Origin of the sequence: Frankia sp. Hr75.2 (assembly GCF_949319125.1) — a bacterium.
Classification (GTDB): domain Bacteria; phylum Actinomycetota; class Actinomycetes; order Frankiales; family Frankiaceae; genus Parafrankia; species Parafrankia soli.
This window is the reverse complement of sequence record NZ_CASGGV010000133.1, coordinates 1-20,612: the sequence shown is the minus strand read 5'-3', so window position 1 is coordinate 20,612 and position 20,612 is coordinate 1. Positions and strand designations below refer to the sequence as shown.

Here is a 20,612-nt window from a genome sequence, read left to right as displayed (position 1 = left end):
GCCCCACCCCCTGTCGGCGCGAAAGGGGGCATGTGGTCCGCTGAATCCTCATTCGACCAAGCCACCGATGCGCGAAAACTCCTGCCGAGAGAGCGAAGAGAACGGCTTGCCCGCGTCATTTCCCAATCCTGTTCGGTCGCTGCGGGCGTCGAGATCAGGCGCTCTCCAGATGAGTTCTGCGCACGTCGGAAATCTCGACACCGTTGTCCCATCGGATCGCGAACCATCCGTTATGAAACGACGTGACCTTGGTGACGGTGCCTTTCATGCCGGGTTTAACTCCTCGACCGAGATCCGACTTGCAGACCACACGGTCGCCTGGATTGAGGTTCGCCATTTCGTCCCCGTTTCTGTTGGCCCCGTTCTTGGGTGCATCGTGCGCGAGCGGTCGGCGCATACGGCTCGGATGCCGCCCGTCGCCCCCCCACGACGGACAGATCGTGTCAGGGCTGGTGCATACTGTCCACGGGCGTTGCAAGATCCGGAACGGTCGGGGGACGGGGTGGGTCGGAACCGCGGGCTCGCGGGTGCGTTGTGGGCGTGGCGCAAGCTTGTCCGCGCACAGCAGCGCTGGCTGGAGATTCCAGCCAGCGCTACCGACGTGTTCCTGGAGGGGGGCGAGCTGCGCCCGCTTTCCTTGATCGAGGCGGAGCTGGCCAGCCTTCTCGACGAGGTCGCGACGTCGTCGCGGCAGAGTGCGGCGGCTCGGGCTTTCTACGGGCTGGGTGAAGCTACGGCTACAGCGAGCGAACTTGCCGGAACATACGGAGTGACCACGCGCACGGTCTCGAACTGGACCTCGCTCGGTGGCTCCCGCCCGGTGCCCCGTATGGTTCCGGACCCGCATGAGCCGATTCGGGTGGAGGCGCCGCCCTACTGGGAGATGATCCGCGCCGCAGCGGTGACCGGCCCGGGGGTGGCCGCGCTGTGTCGGGCCTACAACCGCGCGTGGGCTCGGTGGCGGCCTGGCCGAACCGACGGAGATGTGCTGGCGACCGGGCTGCTGTCCATCGAGTTCCTAGCTGGCGCACTTTTCGAGGACGCGGCGGCGGAGGTCGGCCGTTCGGAACGAAAACGCGCCCGGGACATGGCTGCGGTCGCGGTGCTGACCAGCCTAGACAAGGTCAAGACAGACACGGCGCACCGACGGACCGGGCAGCAGGGCGAGGGCTCGTGCTTGGCCGTCGCTTCGGACCCGCTGTGTCTGCTGTGGGAACTTGCAGATCCCACCCACCAAGCCGACGTAGTCGAAACCTTGGTCGCCAGTGGCGGACCCGAGGCCGCTCTTGGCGGTCAAATGGCCCGCCGGTACGCCCGGGACACCCGGCTACCGCTGGCGCTGCGCGCGCGATTCCAGCTCGCCGTGGTCACCTGCCACCGGCTTGCCAACAGCGCGGCCGGTCTCGGCGAGGCGCTCACGGCGCGACGGATCGTCGCCACCGCAAGCCAGTCGCATGTCGATCTGACAGTGAACCGCACCCTGCTCCTCACCTATGCGGCGCGACGTCCGGATACGGCGCTGGTCACGGCTAAGAACGGGCTCGCGTCAATCCCGCCGGACGCGGCGCGCCGGTACGGCCCGCGAGCGGCTGCTGCGGCTCGTCACCAGCTCCTGCTCGTCGGCCTCAACGCCGCCTATCAGAAGGCTCGGGCGATGTCCGTGCCCCGCGACGACCCGTATGGCGCCCTCGCCGCGATCGACGAGGCACGGCGCTGGGCGGACAAGGCTGTCACCGAGATCGACAACGCCGCGGGCAGCCCTTACCAGGTAGGAGGCGGCTCGGCACAGGCGGAGATCTTGCTGGGCCTTCATCGCGCCATCGGCCAGATACAGGAGCTGAAGGCGGGCGTAGCCCACCGCATCGGCGAGCCAGCAGTCGCGCACACCGCACTGTCGCAGGCCGCTGAGCGCCTCGCGCCGTCATCAACGCAGCGCGCCGCGCTGTCCCCACCGACCCTCGCGCAGAGCCTGACCGCCGAGGCCGACTTCGCGTGGCAACATCCGGACGTCGCCCGGCGCCCGCTGACCGCCGTCGTCGCGGACCTGGAAGCATTCGCCGGGCGCCACCGCCTTCACCCCGGGCTCGACATCCCGTTGATCCGTTACCAAGCGCTGGCGGAACGCAGCGCCTCCCGCGATGGCTGACTCACCGCCCGGATCGTCCACGTCGACATCAAATCCGGCGATGATCGATGTCGTCGTCCTGGCGGACCTCGGCAGCGACGCCGCCCTCACGGCCACCCTGCTGTCGGTGCGAGGCCAGACACAGGCGCCGAGACGTACGGTCGTGGTCGCGGCTCGACCCGGCGGAGTCGCATGGCGCGACATCATCAACCACGCCTCCGCGCCCTGGGTCGTGACCTGCCGGGCGGGAGACCAGCTCACGCCCACCTACCTGGAGGCCATCACCTCGTCCGCCGCACACGCGGGTGACACGGTAGCTGCCCTGTGTCCGTCCGTCCGGCACACGCCGACGGCCACAACGACGCACCCTGGGCCGCTCGACTACTGGGCCCTGCGTTCATCGATCGCGATAGAGACCGGCGTCGCCTGGCGACTCGAAGCAGTGAAGCTGCTCGACCAAGCGGCGCTGCCGACGACCGGGCTGCCCCAGTACGAACTCGCGCTGAGGCTGACTGAACGGGGATGGGGGCTGGTCCCAGCCACCACAGCCGTGATCACCCACGGCGAGGTCACCGGCGTGGACGCCGGATGTCCGCTCACAACTCCGCCGAGCGCGGCCGTAAGGCAAGCGGCGTGGCGTGCGCGCTCCCACGCGATCATTACCTTGTTCGCCGGACGCGGGCAGGTCCTCGACCACTGGCGACGCTTTCTCAGCGAGGCTGAATTGGCGCCGCGCACCAGCCTGTACGTCGTCGACAACAGCGCCTCCCCCGAGTTCGCGAGGAGCTTGGCGGACGCCGCTACTTTCATCACCGATCGTCGGAAACTCCTCAAAATGGTCTCTATCCGGACGGGGCGTCCTCACACCCCCGCGCGGGAAGAGCCGTACATGGCGGAGGGACGACACAGGCACGTCGCGAGGCTCTACGCGGAAGCGCTACCGCAGGTCGGCGAAGACATCGTGGTGACCTTGGAGGACGACGTGCAGCCTCCTGCCGACGCGCTGCCCCGTATCGGGGAGCTACTCGGTTCCCTCGGAGGCGCTGCGGTAGGGGCGGTCGCCGCCGCCTACTCCACACCACAGGACCCATCTCTGGTCTGCGCCGCCTGGCCAGTCGAAGGCCACGCCTGGGGTCGCACGATCCGATGGGACGAGGCAGCGGAGACTCCGATCCCGGTGGCCGCCGTCGGAGGCGGATGCACCGCCTGGGCCAACTGGATCAACCGGCCCGCGCCGACCCGCATCCGCTGGGACGCCGAATGCGGATGGGACGCCATGAAAAGCGCAGCGATCCGGGCCTCCGGTGCAGAGGTACTCCTGCACGGCGGCATACGCTGTGCCCACCACCGACACGGCAAGCTCAGCTGAGGGACAGACGACCGTTCGCGATTCCAGCGGTCAGCGGCAGAGTGCAGGCACGCCGAGTTCCGCGGCCCCACTACTCCCCGCGCCGGCCCGAGACTGGGGATCGTCCCACAGCGCCGCAGCGCCTCCGGTTCGAGCTGGCGGTCCAGGTTGCCGCGGATGCCAGCGCCACGCCATGGCTTCATCCACGCCTCGCTGGCCGTCCTGCCGGGTGCTACACCACGGGCAGATCACAGCCGGCACGGACGCGGGCACGGTAAGCTGCGCGCGGCACGGCCGCCGGGATCTGCCCGAGCGCCAGCGGCGGCGCCGCTGACCGGGACACACGGCAGTGTCACAGGGCGGCTCATCGCCGAGGACAACACGCGGATGCGCGTTGCGGCACACCGCGCAGACAGGCTCCGAAGGCGCGGCGACGAACGTCGGATTCGCTTTGGTCGCAGAGATGATCTACCGATGGCTGGAGTGCGGCGTGGCACCGCCGCAGACATCACAGTGCAGATAGAGATCCGAGGCCCCTTGACAGACCGACCCATGCCACTACGCCACGTAGTCGAGACTTGTCGATGCGCCTGGGAATCGAACCAAACGATCAGTGCCCCGAGCTGGACATCTCTATTCGATCAACGATCAGATTTCATAGATTTTAACTATTTGCCCAGCTCAGGGCATTGTTACGCATCGTGGTGGAGGTGGCGGGAATCGAACCCGCGTCCTCCGGCCCCGACACAGGGCTTCTCCGGGCGCAGCCTGCTTGTTTTTTCTCAGCCCCGCCGGTCCCGCAGGCAAGCCGGCGCAGGCTCAGTCGCTGTTAGATTTCCCGACCTACCCCGCGACCGGGTGGGACGGTGATCCTCCTGTCGACGCCAGATCCTGGGCCGGAGGAACTCCCAGGCTGACGGCTAGTTGGTCTCTACTCAGGCCGCGAGGGCGAAAGTGGAGCTAGCAGGCTGCGTCTTAGTGGCAGCTGTGTTCTGAACGGATCGTTAACGAGATAACCGCTCATCCTCGGCCCGCTTCCCCTGCCTCGACGTCCGGAGTCGAAGCCGGTCACCCCCTGGTATGTGCCGTGTTGGTGCATGCGTGCTGTTCTGTGCCAGCCGGACCCGCCGACGACTCGCCAGCGTGCCCAGACGGTCCAACGTCGACCGCCGACCACATGTTCCCACACGGCGCCGCGGCTCGACCACCCGATTACGGCGCGGCGGCCCGCGGGCGGCACCGCCGCTCGCCCGCGGGCCGGGCGAGCGCACCACCACCGACGGCCGACCGGAACGGGTGGCGAACGGGCGGCGAACGGGCGGCGGGAGGACGGAACAGACCAACCGTCCATATAGTTGAACGTTCAAGACAGAGGCAATGTGATCAGGGGGAACGCAATGGAGATCAAGGAACTGGGACATCTCGTGCTGTACGTACGCGAACTCGAGCGCTCCGTCGCCTTCTACCGGGACGTCCTCGGCTGGCGGCAGGTCTTCCCCGAGGTTGGCGGGCCGGCCGGTCTGGGCATCCCCGCGGCGGCGTTCTCCTCAGGCCGCACGCACCATGAGCTGCTGCTGATCGAGGTCGGGGCGGACGCGGCCGCGCTGCCGCCCGGTCGGCGCGTCGGGCTCTACCATTTCGGGCTGAAGGTCGGCGACAGCGACGACGAGCTTCGGGAGGCGCTGGAGCGCATCGAGCGGGCCGGTGTGCGGCTCGTCGGCGCGTCGGACCACACGGTCACCCACAGCCTCTACATCTCCGACCCGGACGGGAACGAGATCGAGCTGTACATCGACGTGCCCGGGGTCGACTGGCGCGGCAACCCCGCCCTGATCGCGGCGCCCATCCGTCCGCTCCGCCTCTGAGCGGCCCGGGCGCCGGCGGTCACCGCGCGTCACGGGCCGGGCCCGGCGCGGGTGGGCCCCGGCAGCTGGCCGGGCCCGTGGTGATGTTCGCGAGCGCCGGCGCCGGCGCGCTGGGTTTCCTGCGCGTGGCGCCGCTGCTGCCGCTGTATGCCGGGCTGACGCTGGTCGCGCTCAACCTCGCGCTCGCCACCGCCGGCTCCGCGTTCAGTCCCTGGCCGGACCGCCCCGGGCCCCAGCCGTCCGGTCCGCCAGATCCGGCGGATCCGCCCGCCCGGCCCGATCCGCCGCATCAGCCCGATCGGCTTGATCCGCCCGAGCGGTCTGCGTGACGTCGGTACACAGAAGAGCCCACGGCTCGTCCCGCACCCGGGTCATCACCACCGTCATGGTGCGGCCCCCCGGGACCAGGTACCGCCGGGCCGGCATCAGCCGCCGCCGGATGGCGTCCACATCCCCGGCGAGTCCGCGCCGGCGCACGTCGAGTGCGCCGATGCCGGCCTCGCGCACGGCCGCCGCCACCCGGCGCACATCGAAGGCCATCTCGGCCTCGACCCGCAGCGTCCGCGCGAACGGGGTCGCCAGCGGCCGGTCAGCGCCGAGAAACGCGATCCTCGGGTCGATCTGCCACCCGCCGACCAGGCGGCCGAGCGTGCCGACCAGCCCGGCCCGGGTGACGGCGGGATTGGGGTCGAAGAGGTACTCCCCCGGCGGCCGGACCGGGAGCGGGACGGGCCCGCCACCGCCGCTGTGACCGCCGCCCGGGCGGCCGTGGTCGCGGTCGTCACCGACGGGGTCCGGCTCACCGGTCAGCGTCACCACCCGTGGCCCGGTGGTCCCGGGCACCGACCGGTCACCCGGGCCGAGCAGCACCGTCGCCCGCCGGGACGCCGTCGCGAGCGCGGGCGAGAACAGCACGGACTCCTTGAGGCCACGTCTGTCCGCGACGAACTCGATCTCCCAGCCTGGCGGGACGAGCTCCACCGGGAGCCCCGGAGCCGCCTTGACCGCGACGGCCTCGACCCGCTCGGTCAGCCCGAAGCACCAGGCCAGCGGGGGCTCACCGGCGCCGGCGGACATCCGCCGCTCGCCGCCCCGCCGCGCGGGATCGACGAAGACGCCGTCGACGCCCGTCAGGCCGACATCCCGGACGTCCGCCGCAAGGGCCTCGACCCCACCGGACCCACCCTCCCGCCCGCCGCCCCGGAGCGCGTGCGCGTTGTGGACGGCCATCCGCAGGTGCAGTGGGTCGCGGTCGACGGCGAGGACCGGGTGCTCGGCCGCCAGGGCGAGGAGGTCACCGCCGATACCGGTGCACAGGTCGGCGAGGCGGCCCAGGCCGGCGAACCTCGCCGCCCGGTGCGCCGCCGCCCGTTCGGACGAGGCCTGCTCCAGCCCATCGCGGGTGAAGAACATCCGTTCGGCCTGGCTGAACTTCGCCGCGGCCCGGGCCCGCAGCTCGGCCTGGGCGAACGCGGCGGCGACGAGGTCGGGAGGATGGCCGGCGGCGCGCAGCCGGGAGCCGGCGCGCAGCTCCGTGCCGTCGGCATGCGCCACGGCCGCCGCGGCGAGCAGCTCCGCTCCCGTGGGGGTCAGCAGCGCGTCGAAGGTGGCGAGCGGACGGGCCGCCTGTTCGCCGTCATGGTCCGGCGCCGCGGGTCGGTCAGACACGGCCCTTCGCCTGCCGGCCCATGATCCGGCTCATCTCACGCGCCGCGTCCCGCTCGGCGAGGGCGTGGCGCTTGTCGTAGTTCTTGCGGCCGCGGGCCAACGCGATTTCGACCTTCGCCCGCCCGTCCTTGAAGTAGAGCGAGAGGGGGACGACGGTGAGGCCGCCCTCGCGGGTCTTGCCGATCAGCTTCTCGATCTCGGCGCGGTGCAGCAGCAGCTTGCGCCGCCGCCGCGGGGCGTGGTTCGTCCACGTGCCCTCGGTGTACTCCGGGATGTGCACGTTGTGCAGCCAGATCTCACCGTCGGCGATCTGCGCGAACCCGTCCACCAGCGAGGCGCGGCCGGCGCGCAGCGCCTTGACCTCGGTACCCATGAGGACCAGCCCGGCCTCGTAGGTGTCGAGGATCTCGTAGTCGTGGCGGGCGCGCTTGTTCTGCGCGATCAGCTTGCGCCCGGTCTCCTTCGGCACTGCTCCTCAGCCCTGCTTCCCGTCCGTAACGTTCCCGTCCGTCGTCCCATTGTGGGGCGCCGTGTCGTGGGACGCCGTCACACCCGCAGGTGCCGGCGCAGCGCGACGGAGGCCATCCCCGCCGCGGCGGCCACCCCGACGGCGAGCACCACCGCGACCGCCGTCCACACCGCGTCCCATCCGAACAGAGGGAACATTGTCTGATGGGCGAATCGTCCGTCCACCAGATATATCTTGGCCAGCACCAGGGCGGCTGCCGCGAGCAGCCCGCCGAACAGGCCGGCGAGGGCGCTCTCCAGCACGAACGGCGCTCGGATCGTGGCGTTGGTCGCGCCGACGAGCCGCATGATCGCGGTCTCCTTCCGGCGCGCGTGGGCGGAGATCCGGATCATCGTGTAGATCAGCGTGAACGAGGCCACGGCCTGCGCCGCCGCCAGGGCGAAGGCTCCCAGGGTGAACGCGTCGAGAAAGCGGTAGAGCGGCCCGAGGAGGGCACGTTGATCCCGAACGGCCTCGACGCCGTCCCGGCCAGTGTACGCATAGACGATCTCTTCGGCATCCCGTGGATCGACCAGGGTCAGCCGGAAGGAGGCGGGGAGGTCGTCGGGGCCGATCCCGGCCACGACGTCCGGGGAGCTCCGGAAGTCACGGCGGAACCGCTCGTAGACGTCCTTCTTGGTCTCGTAGGTGACCTTCGTTACCAACGGGTCGGCGGCGAGCTCGGCGCGCAGCGCGGAACGGTCGGCGTCGGTGAGGCCGTCCCGCAGATCCACGACCACCTCGATCTGGTCGAGCAGGAACCGGTCGACGGTGCGTGCCTGAGCGCGCAGCAGCAGGCCGGCGCCGAGCAGGGCCAGGCAGATCGTCACGGTCACGACCACCGCGCAGGTCATCGCGAGGTTGCGGCGCAGGCTGGTGGCCAGCGCCGCCAGGAGCGGGCCGGGCCGCATCAGCCCGCCGCCCCACCGGCCGGGCGGACGGGCTCGGTCCGCTGGTCGGGGATGGTGACCGGCCCCGCGTCGTAGCCGCCGCGGCGCTCGTCGCGGACGAGCGTGCCGGCGTCGAGCTCCAGGACCCGGCGGCGCATCGCGTCGACCAGGCCGGCGTTGTGCGTGGCCATGAGCACGGTCGTGCCGGCCTGGTTGACGTCCTCCAGCAGCTCCATGATCTCGGAGCCGGTGGCCGGGTCGAGGTTGCCGGTCGGCTCGTCGGCGAGCAGGACCCGCGGGCGGCCGACGAACGCCCGGGCGATGGCGACCCGCTGCTGCTCGCCGCCGGACAGCTCGTCCGGGAAGCGTTTCTCCTTGCCGGCGAGGCCGACCAGCTCGAGCACCTCGGGGACAACGGTTCGGACCACATGCCGAGGCCGGCCGACGACGTCGAGCGCGAAGGCGACGTTCCCGGCGACCGTCCGGTCCGGCAGGAGCCGGAAGTCCTGGAAGACGCAGCCGACGGTCCGCCGCAGCTGGGGGACCCTGCGGTCGGGGATACGCGCGACGTCCCGCCCGGCGACCTCGACCAGGCCCGCGGTCGCCCGTTCCTCGCGCAGCAGCAGCCGCAGCAGGGTCGACTTACCGGAGCCGGAGGGGCCCACCAGGAACACGAACTCCCCCACGCCGATCTCGAGGGTGACGTCCGAGAGGGCAGGTCGGCTCCCGGTGGCGTAGCGCTTGGTCACGGAGGCCAACCGGATCATCAGGACCTCCCCATCCTCAACGCAGCAGACCCATCACGATACGTAGTCGGATGGGCCAGGTCCCGCACCTCGGGGCGCGCGCGTCCGTGGTGGCCCGTCCCGCCCGGTGGCTTACGGCGGCGCAGCGCATCAGCCGGGCGTACCGTGGAGTCGTATCGCGTCCAGCCGGTGACGGACCAGCGTGCGCTGGTCCGTCGGTTGCCGGACCGGGCCGAAGGAGGACGGCATGTGCTGCGATGACCTGGTCTGCGCGAGGTGTGCCGCTCCAGTCGCCGAGGGGCGCTGCCCGGCGTGCCGCGCCGCCCGCGAGTCCCTGCACCACTCCTCGTTCACCGTCTCGCCACAGCTGCTGATCGCCCTGCTCACGGTGCTGCTCGCGCTGATGCTCCTGGCCGGCTACCGCGTCTGAGCCCGCTCGGCGGTAGCGGTCGGCCTGCCCTGGGACGTCGCCGTCCGTAGCGGTGGTCCGGTCGCTCGATGTGGCACACGGGGCCGGGCGGGCACGCTCGGCGGCTGGTGACCGTTTCAGGTGTAGAGCCCGCCCGCCGATACCGCCGTCAGGCCGATACCGCCGTCAGGCCGATACCGCCGTCAGGAGCATCATGCGCGTTCCGTCCGGTGCCCCACGGCTGCTCGCGGCGGTCGTCGCCGTGCTCGCTCTGCTGGTGGGCTGCGGCTCCGCGGACACGGACGGGCCGGTGGGTGCGGGCGGCCCGGGGGAACCGGAGCCGTCCGCGACCGGGCCCGCCGGCGGAGCCTCGGCTGCGGCTCCCCCGGCCGCGTCCGCGGGCGGCGCGGGCGGGCTCGGGGAACCGTCACCGGTGGTCACCGGTTTAGCGGCGCCGTGGGGCCTGGCGTTCCTACCCGACGGGCGGGCCCTGGTCGGGGAGCGCGACAGCGGCCGCGTCCTGCTGGTGCCCGCGGGCGGCGGCACCCCGGTGGACATCCTCACACTGCCCGTGACGCACCGTAGCGAAAGCGGTCTGCTGGGCCTCGCGATCTCCCCACACCACGAGACGGACGGCCTCGTCTACGCCTACTACACCTCGGCATCGGACAACCGCATCGCGCGCTTCCGCCTCGACGGCGCCCGCGCCGGCGCCGTCGAGGACGTGCTCACCGGTCTGCGCGCCGCGCCGAACCACAACGGCGGGCGAATCGCCTTCGGGCCGGACGGCCTCCTCTACGCGGCCGTCGGCGATGCCGGGAACCCGGGCGCCGCGCAGGACCCGTCCAGCCTGAACGGGAAGATCCTGCGGATGACGCCGGAGGGCGCGGTGCCCGCCGGCAATCCGACGCCGTCCTCGCTGGTCTACAGCCTCGGGCACCGCAACGTGCAGGGCCTCGCCTGGGATGCCGGCGGCCGGCTGTGGGCATCGGAGTTCGGCCAGAACACCTTCGACGAGATCAACCTGATCACCCCGGGCGCGAACTACGGCTGGCCGGCGGTCGAGGGAACCGGTGACACCGACGGCGGCCGCTACACGAACCCGCAGGTCACCTGGACCACCGCGGAGGCGTCCCCGAGCGGGATCGCGATCCGGGACGACATCCTCCACGTCGCCGCGCTGCGCGGGGAGCGGCTGTGGGTGGTGGAGCTCGCCGACGGCCGGGTCACCGGCGAGCCGAAGGCGCTGCTCGCCGGCGAGCTCGGGCGGCTCCGCACGATCGTGACGGCGCCCGACGGCGGGCTGTGGCTGACGACGTCCAACACCGACGGCCGTGGCAGGCCCGCCACCGGCGACGACCGGATCGTGTCGCTGAGATGAGCGAGCGCGTCGCCAGCGCGGCATCCGATCACGACCCGGGCACCGGATGGTCGATGGTCGTTCCAGCCGGCGGCGTCCTGGTCGTCGCGGGCATCCCGGGCGCGGGCAAGAGCACACTGATCCAACGGCTGTACCACGGTGCCCCCGCCCCCGGCCGCGGTGCCGGGCCGGCGGGCGGGCGGGCGGACGACCCGCTCGTGCTGGATTCCGCGCAGGTGCGGGCCGCGCTGGCCCGGCGGCTCGGGCATCTCCCGTACGCGCTCTACCGACCGGTCGTGCACACCGTCCACTACTGGCGGATCGCGGCCTGGACGGCCGGTCCGCGCCGCAACCTGGTGATCCACGAGTGCGGCACCCGGACGTGGGCCCGGCGCACGGTGGCCGCCCTGGCACGGCTGCGCCACCGTCCCGCCCACCTGGTCTTCCTGGAGACCTCGCCGGCCGCGGCGCTGGCCGGGCAACACGCACGCGGACGGGTCGTCCCCCACCGGTCGTTCCGGCGGCACGAACGGTCGTGGGCCCGGATGCGCGCCGCCCTGCAGGACGGGTCGCTGGCCCGGGAGGGCTGGACGTTCGCGCGCGGGATCAGCCGCGAGGAGGCCGCCCGCCTGACCGAGATCCGGTTCGAGTGAGCCCTGCTCACCCCACCTGACCGGGGCCGTCGTCCCGGGCAGGGCCGTCGTCCGCGCGATCCGGGATGCGACCCACGGCGAGCTGGTCGCGCAGGGCGACGACCTCGCCGATGACGATCACGGCCGGCGAGGAGACGTCCGCCGCCAGCGCCAGCCGGGTGATCTCGCCCAGCGGGCCGGTCACCAGCCGTTCGTGCTCCGTGCCGCCGGCGTGGATCACCGCGGTCGGGGTCTGCGGTGACCGCCCGCGCTTGATCAGCTCAGCGCTGATCCGGGGCAGCGCCGCGACCCCCATGAGCACTACCACGGTGCCGGGACCGGTCGCGAGCGCGTCCCAGTCCGCCGTCGAACCGGGGTGGGACGGGTCGAGGTGGCCGCTGACGATCGCCACGTCCTGGGTGATGCCGCGGTGGGTGACCGGAATCCCGGCCATCGCGGGCACGGCTACCGCGCTGGTCACCCCGGGCACCACCTCGCACGGCACGCCGGCGGCGGTGCAGGCCAGCGCCTCCTCACCGCCCCGACCGAAGACGAACGGGTCGCCGCCCTTGAGACGGACGACCCCGAGGCCACGCAGCGCCCGTTCCACGATGAGGGCGTTGATCTCGTCCTGGGTGAGGTTGTGGCCGTGCGGTGCCTTGCCGGCGTCGACGATCTCGACGTCCGGCCGTAGCTCGTCCAGCAGCTCACGGGGGGCGAGGCGGTCGACGACGACCACGTCGGCGCGCCGCAGCAGGCGCAGGCCGCGCAGCGTGATCAGATCACCCCGGCCCGGCCCGCCTCCGACAAGCGCTACCCATCCCGCTTGTGCGTCCACGCCCACTCCCCACCTCGCGTCGTCCCACCTCGTGTCGCCCCGCGCCGCGTTGCCCCACCGGGCGTCGCGCCGCGTCACGTTGCGGACCGGGCGCGGTGGCCCGGCCGCGGAGGCCGTGTGGTCAGTGTGCGTCCTGGCCGACCTCGGCGGCGACCGGTCGCCGCACCGGCAGCGGGTGTGACAACTCCGGCCCGCCTCGCGCGATGATTCGGTCGTACAGATCGTCATCGCCGTCGTCGACGACGACGACGATCTGATCGGGACGGTGTTCCTGAGCCGCGAGCGAATCAAGCGCCCGGATCAGCAGGTCCCATCGCTCGACAAGATGACAGCAGACGATGACCGCCGTTCTGGGCGGCCCGCGCTCACGCAGTTTCCACACCCAGGCGCCACCGGATCGAACGGTAGGCACGCCATCCGGCCCGGAGCCTGCGCCGCGCGGCGAGAGCCGCGTCGCGATGCCCCTCCGTCACGAGCCGCAGAATGTCGGCCGCGCCGACTGACCGGCCGACGATCAGGCGGCTGACCTGGAAACGCGAACGGCTCCGGCGATGGATTCTGTATCCGACCTCGCACGCCGAACCGAATCCGGCACTTTCGACGATTTGTCGGACACCGGGTGAATGGTAACCGAACGGATAGCAGAAACTGTCCGGACGGTGACCGGTCTCCTCCGCGATCGTGCGCATGCTCGCCGTGACGTCGTAACGCGCGATCGCGGGCGGCACGACGTCCAGCTCCACGTGCCGGTGGCCGTGGGCGCCGATCTCGATCCCCCGGTCGGCCAGCGCGGCCAGCGCGGGCCAGTCGAGCAGGGCCAACTCACGCTCGGCGTACGCCTCCAGCCAGCGCGCCCGCTGACCGACGTAGGCCGTCGGTACGTACAGGGTCGCCGCCGCGCCGAACTCGGCGAGAACGGGCAGCGCCCTGGTGACGAAATCCTCGAAGCCGTCGTCGAAGGTCACCGCGACCTGGCGCTCCCGCGGGTTCGCCAGCGCGTCGGACAGGCTGGTGACGGTGTAGCCGTGCTCCACGAGGCTGCCGAGCTGCTCGGCGAAGACCCCCGCGGGCACCTCCCACCTGCGGAAGTCGGCGCTCACCGAGTCACCGATGCTGTGGTACATCAGCACGGGGAGCGCGGACCGGCACGGCGCCGACGGCGAGCCGTCGCCCGGGGAGCTTGTGGGCCACGTTCCGTCCGGCGAAGCCGCCGTGGCCGTCGACATCCCGGTCATCGGTTGTCACGCCCCGAAGCGACTACCGTGAGTTCGGACATTCCACCCGCCGTATCGTCGAAGAAGCTCAGTCGGCAGTACGTGGAACGACAGTACTTCGACCGGGTGTGCCACGAGCGGCAGAACCGCGAATCCACGTGATGCCCCCATCCCGCGCCTACCGACCGGTCCGAGGGAACCACGTCGAGCGATGACGCCAAACGGAGCGTCACTCTACACGCGCAGAGCCGGAGAGCCAATCCCTCGATGTCCACCTCGACAGGGTGGAGGGTAATGGTCCGGTACGCAAACGTGGCCGGCCAAAGATCCGCTTCCCGTGCGGTGACCGATCTGTTCACGCCAGTGAACGGGATTGGCTGGGAAAAGTCCGCAGCTTTCCGACTGATAACGACCGGTGGGATTACCGAATCATGGCCGGAAGCCACGGAAAAGACCTGTCAGCCCTGCTTTTCGGTGGCCCTGCGCCACCTGATCTCACCGTCGATGAAGTCGTCGATATCCCCGTCGAGAACGGCGTTCGTGTTCGACGTCTCGACCTCGGTCCGCAGATCCTTGACCATCTGGTACGGGTGGAGCACGTAGTTCCGGATCTGTGAACCGAAGGAGACATCCTGCGGGCCGCCGGTGAGGCGCTGCTTCTCCGCGGCCTCCTCGGCGCGGCGCCGCTCGAGCAGCTTGGCCTGCAGGACCATCATCGCGGCGGCCTTGTTCTGCAGCTGGCTGCGCTCGTTCTGGCAGGTCACGACGATGTTGGTGGGCAGGTGCGTGATCCGCACGGCGGAGTCGGTGGTGTTGACGCCCTGGCCACCCGGTCCGGAGGACCGGAAGATGTCGATCCGGAGCTCCTTCTCGTCGATGTCCACGTGGTCGGAGACCTCGACGGCGGGAGTCACCTCGACGCCGGCGAACGACGTCTGGCGCCGGTTCTGGTTGTCGAAGGGCGAGATGCGCACCAGCCGGTGCACACCGTGCTCGCTGCGCAGCGTTCCGTAGGCGTAGGGGCACTTGACCTGGAAGGTGGCCGACTTCAGACCGGCCTCCTCCGCCTCGGAGGTGTCGAAGACCTCGGTGGCGTACCCGTGCCGCTCGGCCCAGCGCAGGTACATCCGCAGCAGCATGGCGGTCCAGTCGGCCGCGTCCACCCCGCCCGCGCCAGCCGAGAGCTGGACGATCGCGTCACGCTCGTCGTACTCGCCGGAGAGCAGGGTGCGGACCTCGAGCGTGGAGATGTCACGCGCCAGCGCGGGGAGGTCGGCGGCCGCCTCGGTGAGCAGGTCGTCGTCGCCGAGGTCGAGGGCGGCGATGAGGTCGTCGAGCCTGCGGCGCAGGCCCTCCACCCGGCCGATGTCACCCTTCACAGCGGACAGCCGCCTCGTCACCGCCTGGGCGCGATCCTGGTCGCTCCACAGGTCCGGGTCGGCCGCCTCCTGCTCCAGCGCCTGAGCGCGGCGACGCAGACCCTCGACATCGAGCACGGTCGCGATACCTGTCAGCGTCGCGTCGAGATTCTTGATCTCCTCGGAGAGGTCGACGGCCATGTGACCCAGCCTACCGGCGTGCACGCGGGAGCCGACGAACGGTTGATCCGGGCCCTCCACCAGCCCGCCCACGGGTTGCCGCGATCAGCCGGCGCCTCGGCCCGGAGCGGCTCTCCCGCGTCTCCCACGCGCGGGACCGGCGGCACCACCGGGCCGGATCCGCACCGCGGTGCCGGCTCCGCACCGCCGCGGGACGCAGCGCCTCCGCGCCGTCGCGCGGCGGTACCACCGCCCGTCGGCGGTCCCGTCGCGCCCGGGACGGACGGTCCGTTGGGACCGCCTTTCGAACCATCGAACACCCCGAGAAGCAGGTCACGGGGAAGAAACATGCAACGGCACGCCGAAATATTCGGTTAACATCGCGGCTCCGAGGTCACATCAAGCGCACTAAATCGAGCGCGATGTTTCCTGGACGGCAACGGGCAAGGTGCGTTCCACATCACGCCCCGCACCCGAACCACTCCCGAGACAGCGCGAAGCGATATCGTCGATTGCATCGCGGCGCGGTGAGAAGCCCGGGTACAGCTGGTGGAGCCTCGGTCCGACTCGGCAGATGGTCCAAACGGATCAGATCCGAACGGATCAGGGCGGCCTTCCGGGCCCACCCGGGCGACGCACGGCGCGGCGGTTCCCAAGCCGGTGGACAACGAGGTCCGCGGGCCCACGGAACCGCCGGGCGACATGGTGCCGGGGGGGAGCCCGCGCCGGTTGATGCCTGCACCGCCGCGGGCACCGTTCCGGTGGGTGACGGCATCGTGCACGGGCGATGAAGCCCTGGCGGCGACGAAGCCGCCGGATCGGCCAATGCGTCGAGGATGACGCCGACCCTTCCTTACTCGCGACATCGTGGGTTCTCGCGGCATTGTGGGACGCCAGGTGTTTCGGACAGCGCGCCGCGTTTTCGGACGGCGGCGCCGTCCGCGACGGCGGCGTCCGACGACAGTCGCAGCGGCCGGCGACAACAGACCTACCGCATCGGCAGCCGGCATCGGTCGGCGGCCACCGGCGGCGCCCCGTCATGGCGCGGCGCCTCCGTCACCGGCGACGGGACATGCAGACGACACAACGGCGACAGACGTGAGGTCAGCGGATATGCGCACTCGCAACAGCCGGCCGCCGACGCCCGGAAGACACCCGAGCGGGCACGGGCGAGCGGATTGCGAACGGAGGGTCCCCTCGTGTCGATTGGCGTCGATCGACGTGCGGTCCTGCTCACGACCGGCGTACTGGCCGTGGTCCCGATGAGCCCCGAGAGCCCGACACCGGCCGCCGGTCACGAGACCGCCTCGAGCCTGCATGACGCGTGCCTCGGGGCACTGCGCGCGGCCGTCGCGAACTACGAGACCGTCGATCTCGCCACCACCGCGTCCACCCTCGAGCCACTCGAGGAGACCAGTCGGACCATCCCGCAGCAGTACCGGCTGCGGGGGCGCGCCGCCATCGACTGGATGTGGCTGCACGCGGCGGTCACCACCGCTGCCGCCGCCGCCTCGTACGACCGGGGCCGGCACGGCGAAGCCGCGGCCCGCGCCGACCGCGCCGCGTCCCTGGCCCGCGCGGCCGGGGACGGCCCGCTCGCCGCCCGCGCACTGGCACTGCGCGCCCGGGTGGTGCGCCCGCACAGCCCGGCCGTCGCCCTGCAGATCGCCGGCTCGGCCGCGCGGATCGCCGGCCGCAGCCCCACCCGGGCCCTGATCTCGGGCAAGGTCGCCGCCAGCGCCTGTGCCGCCGCCGGTGACGCCGCGGGCGTGCGCGACTCCGTGACCCGGGCCTGGGCCACCATGGCGGAGCTCGGTGAGGACGTGCACGGACGTCCCGGGTTCAGCCTCGACACCTATTCACCTGCCGACCTGGCCCTCGCCTGTGCAGAAGCGCTCACCACCGTCGGCGCGGCCGACGAGGCGGCTCCCTACCTCGACCGGGCCGCGTCGCTCATCGCCCGCAGCGGCCAGACCGGCATGATCGTCTCGGTGCGGATGGCTCAGTCGCGGGCCGCGATCGCCCGCGATTTCCCGGACCGGGACGAGGCGGTCGAGCACGCCTCCGACGCGGTCGCCCTGGCCGCCCGCCGGCCGGCCGAGTGGGTCGCCCGCCTGGTGCGCGACGTCTCCGACCTCGCCGAGATCCGGACAGGTCACGGCTTCGACGATCTCGTGGCGGCCACCGCCGGGTGGATCGCGCTCCCGGCAGCGGCACCGAGCCCCGGCGACGAGGCCTGCCACGACGTGGCCCTGACCCACGCCGGCGGGTCGACGGCCGTCCCGTCGCCGCGCGCCGAGATGATGTCGGGCCGCAAGGACCTCTGAGCCGCGGCCCGGACCGCGGACTCGGTGCTCGGTGGACTCGACGCTCGGCGGGCTCAGGGCCGGCGAGCTCAGGGCCCGGCGGGCGGTCTGACCAGCGACCGGGCCTGCGCGCCCGCGCGCACCGTCACCGGGCCGACACCGAGGAAACCGACCACCGGCAGCTCCACCGTCCGGCTGCCCTCCACCCGGACGGTCGTCGCGTCGACGAGAGAAGCGTCCAGGGCGGTCCGGCCGGACGGGTCCGCCTGCGCCTCGTACTCGTCGACGGCGTCGACGATGTCCGACAACGGCAGTGCCTCGAAATCCTCGGTGGCGGTGTAGATCGCGTTCTCGTCGATACGCTGTACGGCCGCGAGGGCGGCACCATCGGCGGCCGACGCGACGGACCGACGGGCGAGATACAGCGCGGACACGTCGGTGACCACCACGGCGAGCATCGCGGCCAACATGAGATATCCCAATGTCAGGATGAGAATCGTCCCGCCGTCACGGTCGACCGGTTCGCGCGCGTCAGCCATCCCATGCTCCCCAGGTGCCATCCGCCGGTCGACGGATTCCCGGACCGGCCGCGGTACCGACGCCGGCCACCGCCGGGACGTCCGCCGCGCAGGAAACGAGCCGGACATCCACCGCCGTAAAGAGACGTGTCTGGACTTTAACGCCGCGGCGGCACGCACACGGCCCGCACCGGTGTGCCGGGTGTGCGCCGGCCCGAGGACGGCAGCCGGATTCCGGCGTTCAGCCCACCGGTCCTATCCACACCGGGATGCCGTTGAGCACGGCGGTACCGGAGAGCGGGTCGATCCGCGAACCGTCGGTGAGAATGTTCGTGTTCACTCCGGGGTGTCCGGCGGCGACCGACATCCGGGTGCCGGCGAGGCCGTGGCCCCAGCCGTGCGGCAGGCACACGACACCGGCCATCATCTCGTCGCTGACCTGCACCCGGACGTCGAGGGAGCCGGCGGTGGACGTGATCCGGGCGGACCCGCCGTCGCGGACGCCGTGGCGGGCGGCGTCGTCGGGGTGCACCAGCAGGGTGCAGCGATCTCGTCCCCGGGCCATCGCCGGGACGTTGTGCAGCCAGCTGTTGTTCGTCCGCAGGTGACGCCGGCCGATCAGGGTCAGTCCCGGGCTGCCCGGGCTCTCCGGTGCCTCTGGGGAACCCGGGGTCATGGAGGGCTCGCGGCCCTCAGCCGCCTCGTGGGCGTCGAGGGCGGCGCGCAGGCGGGCGGCGTCGGCCACGATCGGGTCGGGGCACAGCTCCACCGTCGCGCTGGCCGTCCGCAGCATTGCCGGGATCCGCGGCTCGAGCGGTCCCAGATCGATCCCGTGCGGGTTCGCCCGCAGCGTGGCCAGGCTCAGCCCGCCGGGCCGCGCACCGAACGCGTCACCGAAGTGCCCGGTGCGAAGCGCGATGTCGAGCAGGCGTTCCGGTGCGCCGTCGCCGTCCACGAGAGCGCCCAGTTCGGCGACGTCCCGCCCGGCGACAGGTGAGCCGGGCTCCGTGACCGCCCGCCGCAGTGCCTCCTCGATCAGGTACTCGTGGAAGGCCGCGACGGCGGTGTCGGTCCAGACCGCGGCATCGGCTGGCCGGGGGTCCTCGACCGGCAGCTCCGCGTCGGTTGTCGCGTCGGCATCGGCCGGCTCGGCGGCGAGAGCCAGGGCGATGAGGGTGAGGCGGGCCAGGATGTCGTGCTCGGCCATCCCGCCCGGGTACGGCGGCAGCGCCGGCGGCGAATAGGTCGCCACGGTGCGCACCGCCAGCGCGCCGAGCGCGAAGTCGTAGTGCCCGACCCGGGCCGGATCAGCCGGCGGCAGCACCACGTCGGCGTGCCGGGACGTCTCGTTGAGGTACGGATCGACGCTCACCATGAAGTCCAGCTGGGCCAGTGCCGCGGCGAGCCTGGCGGAGTCCGGTGTGGAGAGCGCCGGGTTGCCCGCGATGGTGAACAGCGCCCGTAGGCGGCCGTCTCCGGGGGTGTCCATCTCCTCGGCCAGCGCCGCGGCCGGCAGCTCGCCCATCACCTCCGGCAGACCGCGGACGCGGGTGTGCCAGCGCCCGGTGCGCCACCCGCGCCCACCGCCCCGCCCGCCGGGCACCCGGTCGGCGCGGCCGTGCGCACCCCGGCCGAACATGGCGCCGCCCGGGACGTCGAGATTGCCGGTGATCGCGTTGAGGGCGATCGTCAGCCAGCTGGTCAGGGTGCCGAACTCGACCGTGGTCGTGCCCATCCGCCCGTAGACGGCGGCTCGCGGCGCGGCGGCGAGCTCGCGAGCAGTCCGCCGGGTCGTCTCGGCCGGGATTCCGCAGCTCGCGGCGACCCGCTCCGGGGTGAACGGCGCGGCAAGCTCGGCGACGCTGTCCGCTCCGGACAGGTGCGCGGCGAGCGGGCCGAGGCGGACGAGCCCTTCGGTGGCGAGGACGTTGACGATCGCGAACAGCCACAGCGCGTCCGTCCCGGGCCGGATCGGCAGGTGCTCGTCGGCGAGGGCGGCCGTGCGGGTGCGGCGTGGGTCGACGACGACGACCCGCCCGCCACGCGCGCGGATTCCAGCCAGCCGGCCGGGGAAGTCCGGCGCCGTGCACAGACTGCCGTTGGACACCGCCGGATTGGCACCGAGCATCAGCAGGTGGTCGGTGCGGTCCAGATCGGGCACCGGGATGAGCGAGGGGTGGCCGAAGACGAGGCCGCATGCGACGTGCATGGGCATCTGGTCGACCGTGGAGGCGCTGAACGCGGCGCGGGTCCGCAGCGCCCGGGTGAACGCCGGCCTGTGCTGGGCGCCGGCCATCGAGTGCGCGTTCGGATTGCCGAGATAGGCCGCGACCACGGCCGGGCCATGGGCGGAGACCACCCGCCGCAGCCCGGCGTGGACGGCGGCGAACGCCTCGTCCCAGTCGACCTCACGGTGCTCACCGGTGGCCCGGTCGCGCAGCAGCGGACGGCGAAGCCGGTCGGGGTCGCCGAGTAACTGCGGCAGGGAGGCTCCCTTGGCGCAGAGGTAGCCACGGCTGAACACATGTTCCGTGTCGCCGCGGGCGGCCGTCACCCGGCCGTCCGTGATCCGTAGCTCCAGCCCACAGGTCGCCTCGCACAGCGGGCAGACCCGCAGGGCAGTCACCGAGCCGGCGGCCGTCCCCGT

19 protein-coding genes and 1 other RNA gene are annotated in these 20,612 nt (G+C 71.9%); 8 read left to right on the top strand and 12 right to left on the bottom strand.

The window, feature by feature from the left end:
- Positions 1-154: 154 nt before the first annotated feature.
- Positions 155-397, bottom strand: coding sequence for a hypothetical protein (locus AC559T_RS11980; protein ID WP_498868737.1), 243 nt, complete (start codon positions 395-397; stop codon positions 155-157).
- A 135-nt stretch (positions 398-532) separates the two neighbouring features.
- Here AC559T_RS11980 and AC559T_RS11975 point away from each other — a divergent pair, with 135 nt between their 5' ends.
- Positions 533-2,146 carry a hypothetical protein gene (locus AC559T_RS11975; protein ID WP_498868736.1) on the top strand — a complete coding sequence of 538 codons (1,614 nt, stop codon included), beginning with the start codon at positions 533-535 and terminating at the stop codon, positions 2,144-2,146.
- Between the two features lie 40 nt (positions 2,147-2,186).
- The gene (locus AC559T_RS11970) at positions 2,187-3,494 is read left to right on the top strand and encodes a hypothetical protein (protein WP_498868735.1); all 1,308 of its coding nucleotides are present in this window, start codon (positions 2,187-2,189) and stop codon (positions 3,492-3,494) included.
- Positions 3,495-4,175: 681 nt separating this feature from the next.
- Here AC559T_RS11970 and ssrA read toward each other — a convergent pair.
- Positions 4,176-4,549: a transfer-messenger RNA gene (gene ssrA / locus AC559T_RS11965) on the bottom strand.
- Positions 4,550-4,870: 321 nt separating this feature from the next.
- On the opposite strand from ssrA, the gene AC559T_RS11960 reads away from it, so the two are divergent.
- On the top strand, positions 4,871-5,338 hold the full coding sequence (locus AC559T_RS11960; protein WP_071060361.1) for a VOC family protein: 468 nt from the start codon (positions 4,871-4,873) through the stop codon (positions 5,336-5,338).
- A 204-nt stretch (positions 5,339-5,542) separates the two neighbouring features.
- On the opposite strand, the gene AC559T_RS11955 is transcribed toward AC559T_RS11960, so the two are convergent.
- The 4 genes from AC559T_RS11955 to ftsE form a co-directional block, all read right to left on the bottom strand.
- Positions 5,543-7,006 carry a THUMP-like domain-containing protein gene (locus AC559T_RS11955; protein ID WP_498868734.1) on the bottom strand — a complete coding sequence of 488 codons (1,464 nt, stop codon included), beginning with the start codon at positions 7,004-7,006 and terminating at the stop codon, positions 5,543-5,545.
- Complete coding sequence (gene smpB / locus AC559T_RS11950; protein WP_071060358.1) at positions 6,999-7,475, bottom strand: SsrA-binding protein SmpB; 477 nt, start codon at positions 7,473-7,475, stop codon at positions 6,999-7,001. The genes AC559T_RS11955 and smpB overlap by 8 nt, the downstream gene beginning before the upstream one ends.
- A 77-nt stretch (positions 7,476-7,552) precedes the next feature.
- On the bottom strand, positions 7,553-8,425 hold the full coding sequence (gene ftsX / locus AC559T_RS11945; RefSeq protein WP_020463238.1) for a permease-like cell division protein FtsX: 873 nt from the start codon (positions 8,423-8,425) through the stop codon (positions 7,553-7,555).
- On the bottom strand, positions 8,425-9,171 hold the full coding sequence (ftsE, locus tag AC559T_RS11940) for a cell division ATP-binding protein FtsE (protein ID WP_020463239.1): 747 nt from the start codon (positions 9,169-9,171) through the stop codon (positions 8,425-8,427). The genes ftsX and ftsE overlap by 1 nt, the downstream gene beginning before the upstream one ends.
- Positions 9,172-9,397: 226 nt before the next feature.
- Here ftsE and AC559T_RS11935 point away from each other — a divergent pair, with 226 nt between their 5' ends.
- The 3 genes from AC559T_RS11935 to AC559T_RS11925 all read left to right on the top strand — a co-directional run bounded on the left by AC559T_RS11935 (position 9,398) and on the right by AC559T_RS11925 (position 11,572).
- Positions 9,398-9,580: a hypothetical protein gene (locus AC559T_RS11935; protein ID WP_020463240.1), complete on the top strand. Its 183-nt coding sequence runs from the start codon at positions 9,398-9,400 to the stop codon at positions 9,578-9,580.
- 193 nt (positions 9,581-9,773) lie between these two features.
- The gene (locus tag AC559T_RS11930; protein WP_498868733.1) at positions 9,774-10,940 is read left to right on the top strand and encodes a PQQ-dependent sugar dehydrogenase; all 1,167 of its coding nucleotides are present in this window, start codon (positions 9,774-9,776) and stop codon (positions 10,938-10,940) included.
- Positions 10,937-11,572 (top strand): AAA family ATPase, encoded by a 636-nt coding sequence (locus AC559T_RS11925; protein ID WP_498868732.1) that lies wholly within the window; start codon positions 10,937-10,939, stop codon positions 11,570-11,572. Before AC559T_RS11930 ends, AC559T_RS11925 begins: the two co-directional genes overlap by 4 nt.
- Before the next feature lie 7 nt (positions 11,573-11,579).
- On the opposite strand, the gene cobA is transcribed toward AC559T_RS11925, so the two are convergent.
- The 3 genes from cobA to AC559T_RS11910 all read right to left on the bottom strand — a co-directional run bounded on the left by cobA (position 11,580) and on the right by AC559T_RS11910 (position 13,489).
- Complete coding sequence (cobA, locus tag AC559T_RS11920) at positions 11,580-12,395, bottom strand: uroporphyrinogen-III C-methyltransferase (RefSeq protein WP_071060355.1); 816 nt, start codon at positions 12,393-12,395, stop codon at positions 11,580-11,582.
- A 115-nt stretch (positions 12,396-12,510) separates the two neighbouring features.
- The gene (locus AC559T_RS11915; protein WP_498868731.1) at positions 12,511-12,771 is read right to left on the bottom strand and encodes a hypothetical protein; all 261 of its coding nucleotides are present in this window, start codon (positions 12,769-12,771) and stop codon (positions 12,511-12,513) included.
- Positions 12,755-13,489 carry a polysaccharide deacetylase family protein gene (locus AC559T_RS11910; protein ID WP_373693963.1) on the bottom strand — a complete coding sequence of 245 codons (735 nt, stop codon included), beginning with the start codon at positions 13,487-13,489 and terminating at the stop codon, positions 12,755-12,757. The genes AC559T_RS11915 and AC559T_RS11910 overlap by 17 nt, the downstream gene beginning before the upstream one ends.
- 10 nt (positions 13,490-13,499) lie before the next feature.
- Between AC559T_RS11910 and AC559T_RS11905 the strand changes: the two genes are divergently transcribed.
- The gene (locus AC559T_RS11905) at positions 13,500-13,655 is read left to right on the top strand and encodes a hypothetical protein (protein ID WP_241831266.1); all 156 of its coding nucleotides are present in this window, start codon (positions 13,500-13,502) and stop codon (positions 13,653-13,655) included.
- A gap of 406 nt (positions 13,656-14,061) precedes the next feature.
- On the opposite strand, the gene prfB is transcribed toward AC559T_RS11905, so the two are convergent.
- A complete protein-coding gene (prfB, locus tag AC559T_RS11900; protein WP_071060442.1) occupies positions 14,062-15,162 on the bottom strand; it encodes a peptide chain release factor 2 in 1,101 nt (366 codons plus the stop codon).
- Between the two features lie 1,178 nt (positions 15,163-16,340).
- Here prfB and AC559T_RS11895 point away from each other — a divergent pair.
- Positions 16,341-17,468, top strand: a complete 1,128-nt coding sequence (locus AC559T_RS11895; RefSeq protein WP_498868730.1) for a hypothetical protein — start codon at positions 16,341-16,343, stop codon at positions 17,466-17,468.
- A gap of 68 nt (positions 17,469-17,536) precedes the next feature.
- Here the strand turns inward: AC559T_RS11895 and AC559T_RS11890 are convergent, their stop codons facing one another.
- On the bottom strand, positions 17,537-17,986 hold the full coding sequence (locus AC559T_RS11890) for a pilus assembly protein TadG-related protein (protein WP_112104743.1): 450 nt from the start codon (positions 17,984-17,986) through the stop codon (positions 17,537-17,539).
- A 220-nt stretch (positions 17,987-18,206) separates the two neighbouring features.
- On the bottom strand, positions 18,207-20,612 hold a 2,406-nt coding region (locus tag AC559T_RS11885), incomplete at its 5' end, for a molybdopterin-dependent oxidoreductase (protein WP_498868729.1).

Coding starts and splice junctions, on each gene's coding strand:
- AC559T_RS11980 (WP_498868737.1), bottom strand. CDS start 397: ATGCGCCGACCGCTCGCGCACGATGCACCCAAGAACGGGGCCAACAGA.
- AC559T_RS11970 (WP_498868735.1), top strand. CDS start 2,187: ATGATCGATGTCGTCGTCCTGGCGGACCTCGGCAGCGACGCCGCCCTC.
- AC559T_RS11960 (WP_071060361.1), top strand. CDS start 4,871: ATGGAGATCAAGGAACTGGGACATCTCGTGCTGTACGTACGCGAACTC.
- ftsX (WP_020463238.1), bottom strand. CDS start 8,425: ATGCGGCCCGGCCCGCTCCTGGCGGCGCTGGCCACCAGCCTGCGCCGC.
- ftsE (WP_020463239.1), bottom strand. CDS start 9,171: ATGATCCGGTTGGCCTCCGTGACCAAGCGCTACGCCACCGGGAGCCGA.
- AC559T_RS11935 (WP_020463240.1), top strand. CDS start 9,398: ATGTGCTGCGATGACCTGGTCTGCGCGAGGTGTGCCGCTCCAGTCGCC.
- AC559T_RS11930 (WP_498868733.1), top strand. CDS start 9,774: ATGCGCGTTCCGTCCGGTGCCCCACGGCTGCTCGCGGCGGTCGTCGCC.
- AC559T_RS11925 (WP_498868732.1), top strand. CDS start 10,937: ATGAGCGAGCGCGTCGCCAGCGCGGCATCCGATCACGACCCGGGCACC.
- AC559T_RS11905 (WP_241831266.1), top strand. CDS start 13,500: ATGCTGTGGTACATCAGCACGGGGAGCGCGGACCGGCACGGCGCCGAC.
- prfB (WP_071060442.1), bottom strand. CDS start 15,162: ATGGCCGTCGACCTCTCCGAGGAGATCAAGAATCTCGACGCGACGCTG.
- AC559T_RS11890 (WP_112104743.1), bottom strand. CDS start 17,986: ATGGCTGACGCGCGCGAACCGGTCGACCGTGACGGCGGGACGATTCTC.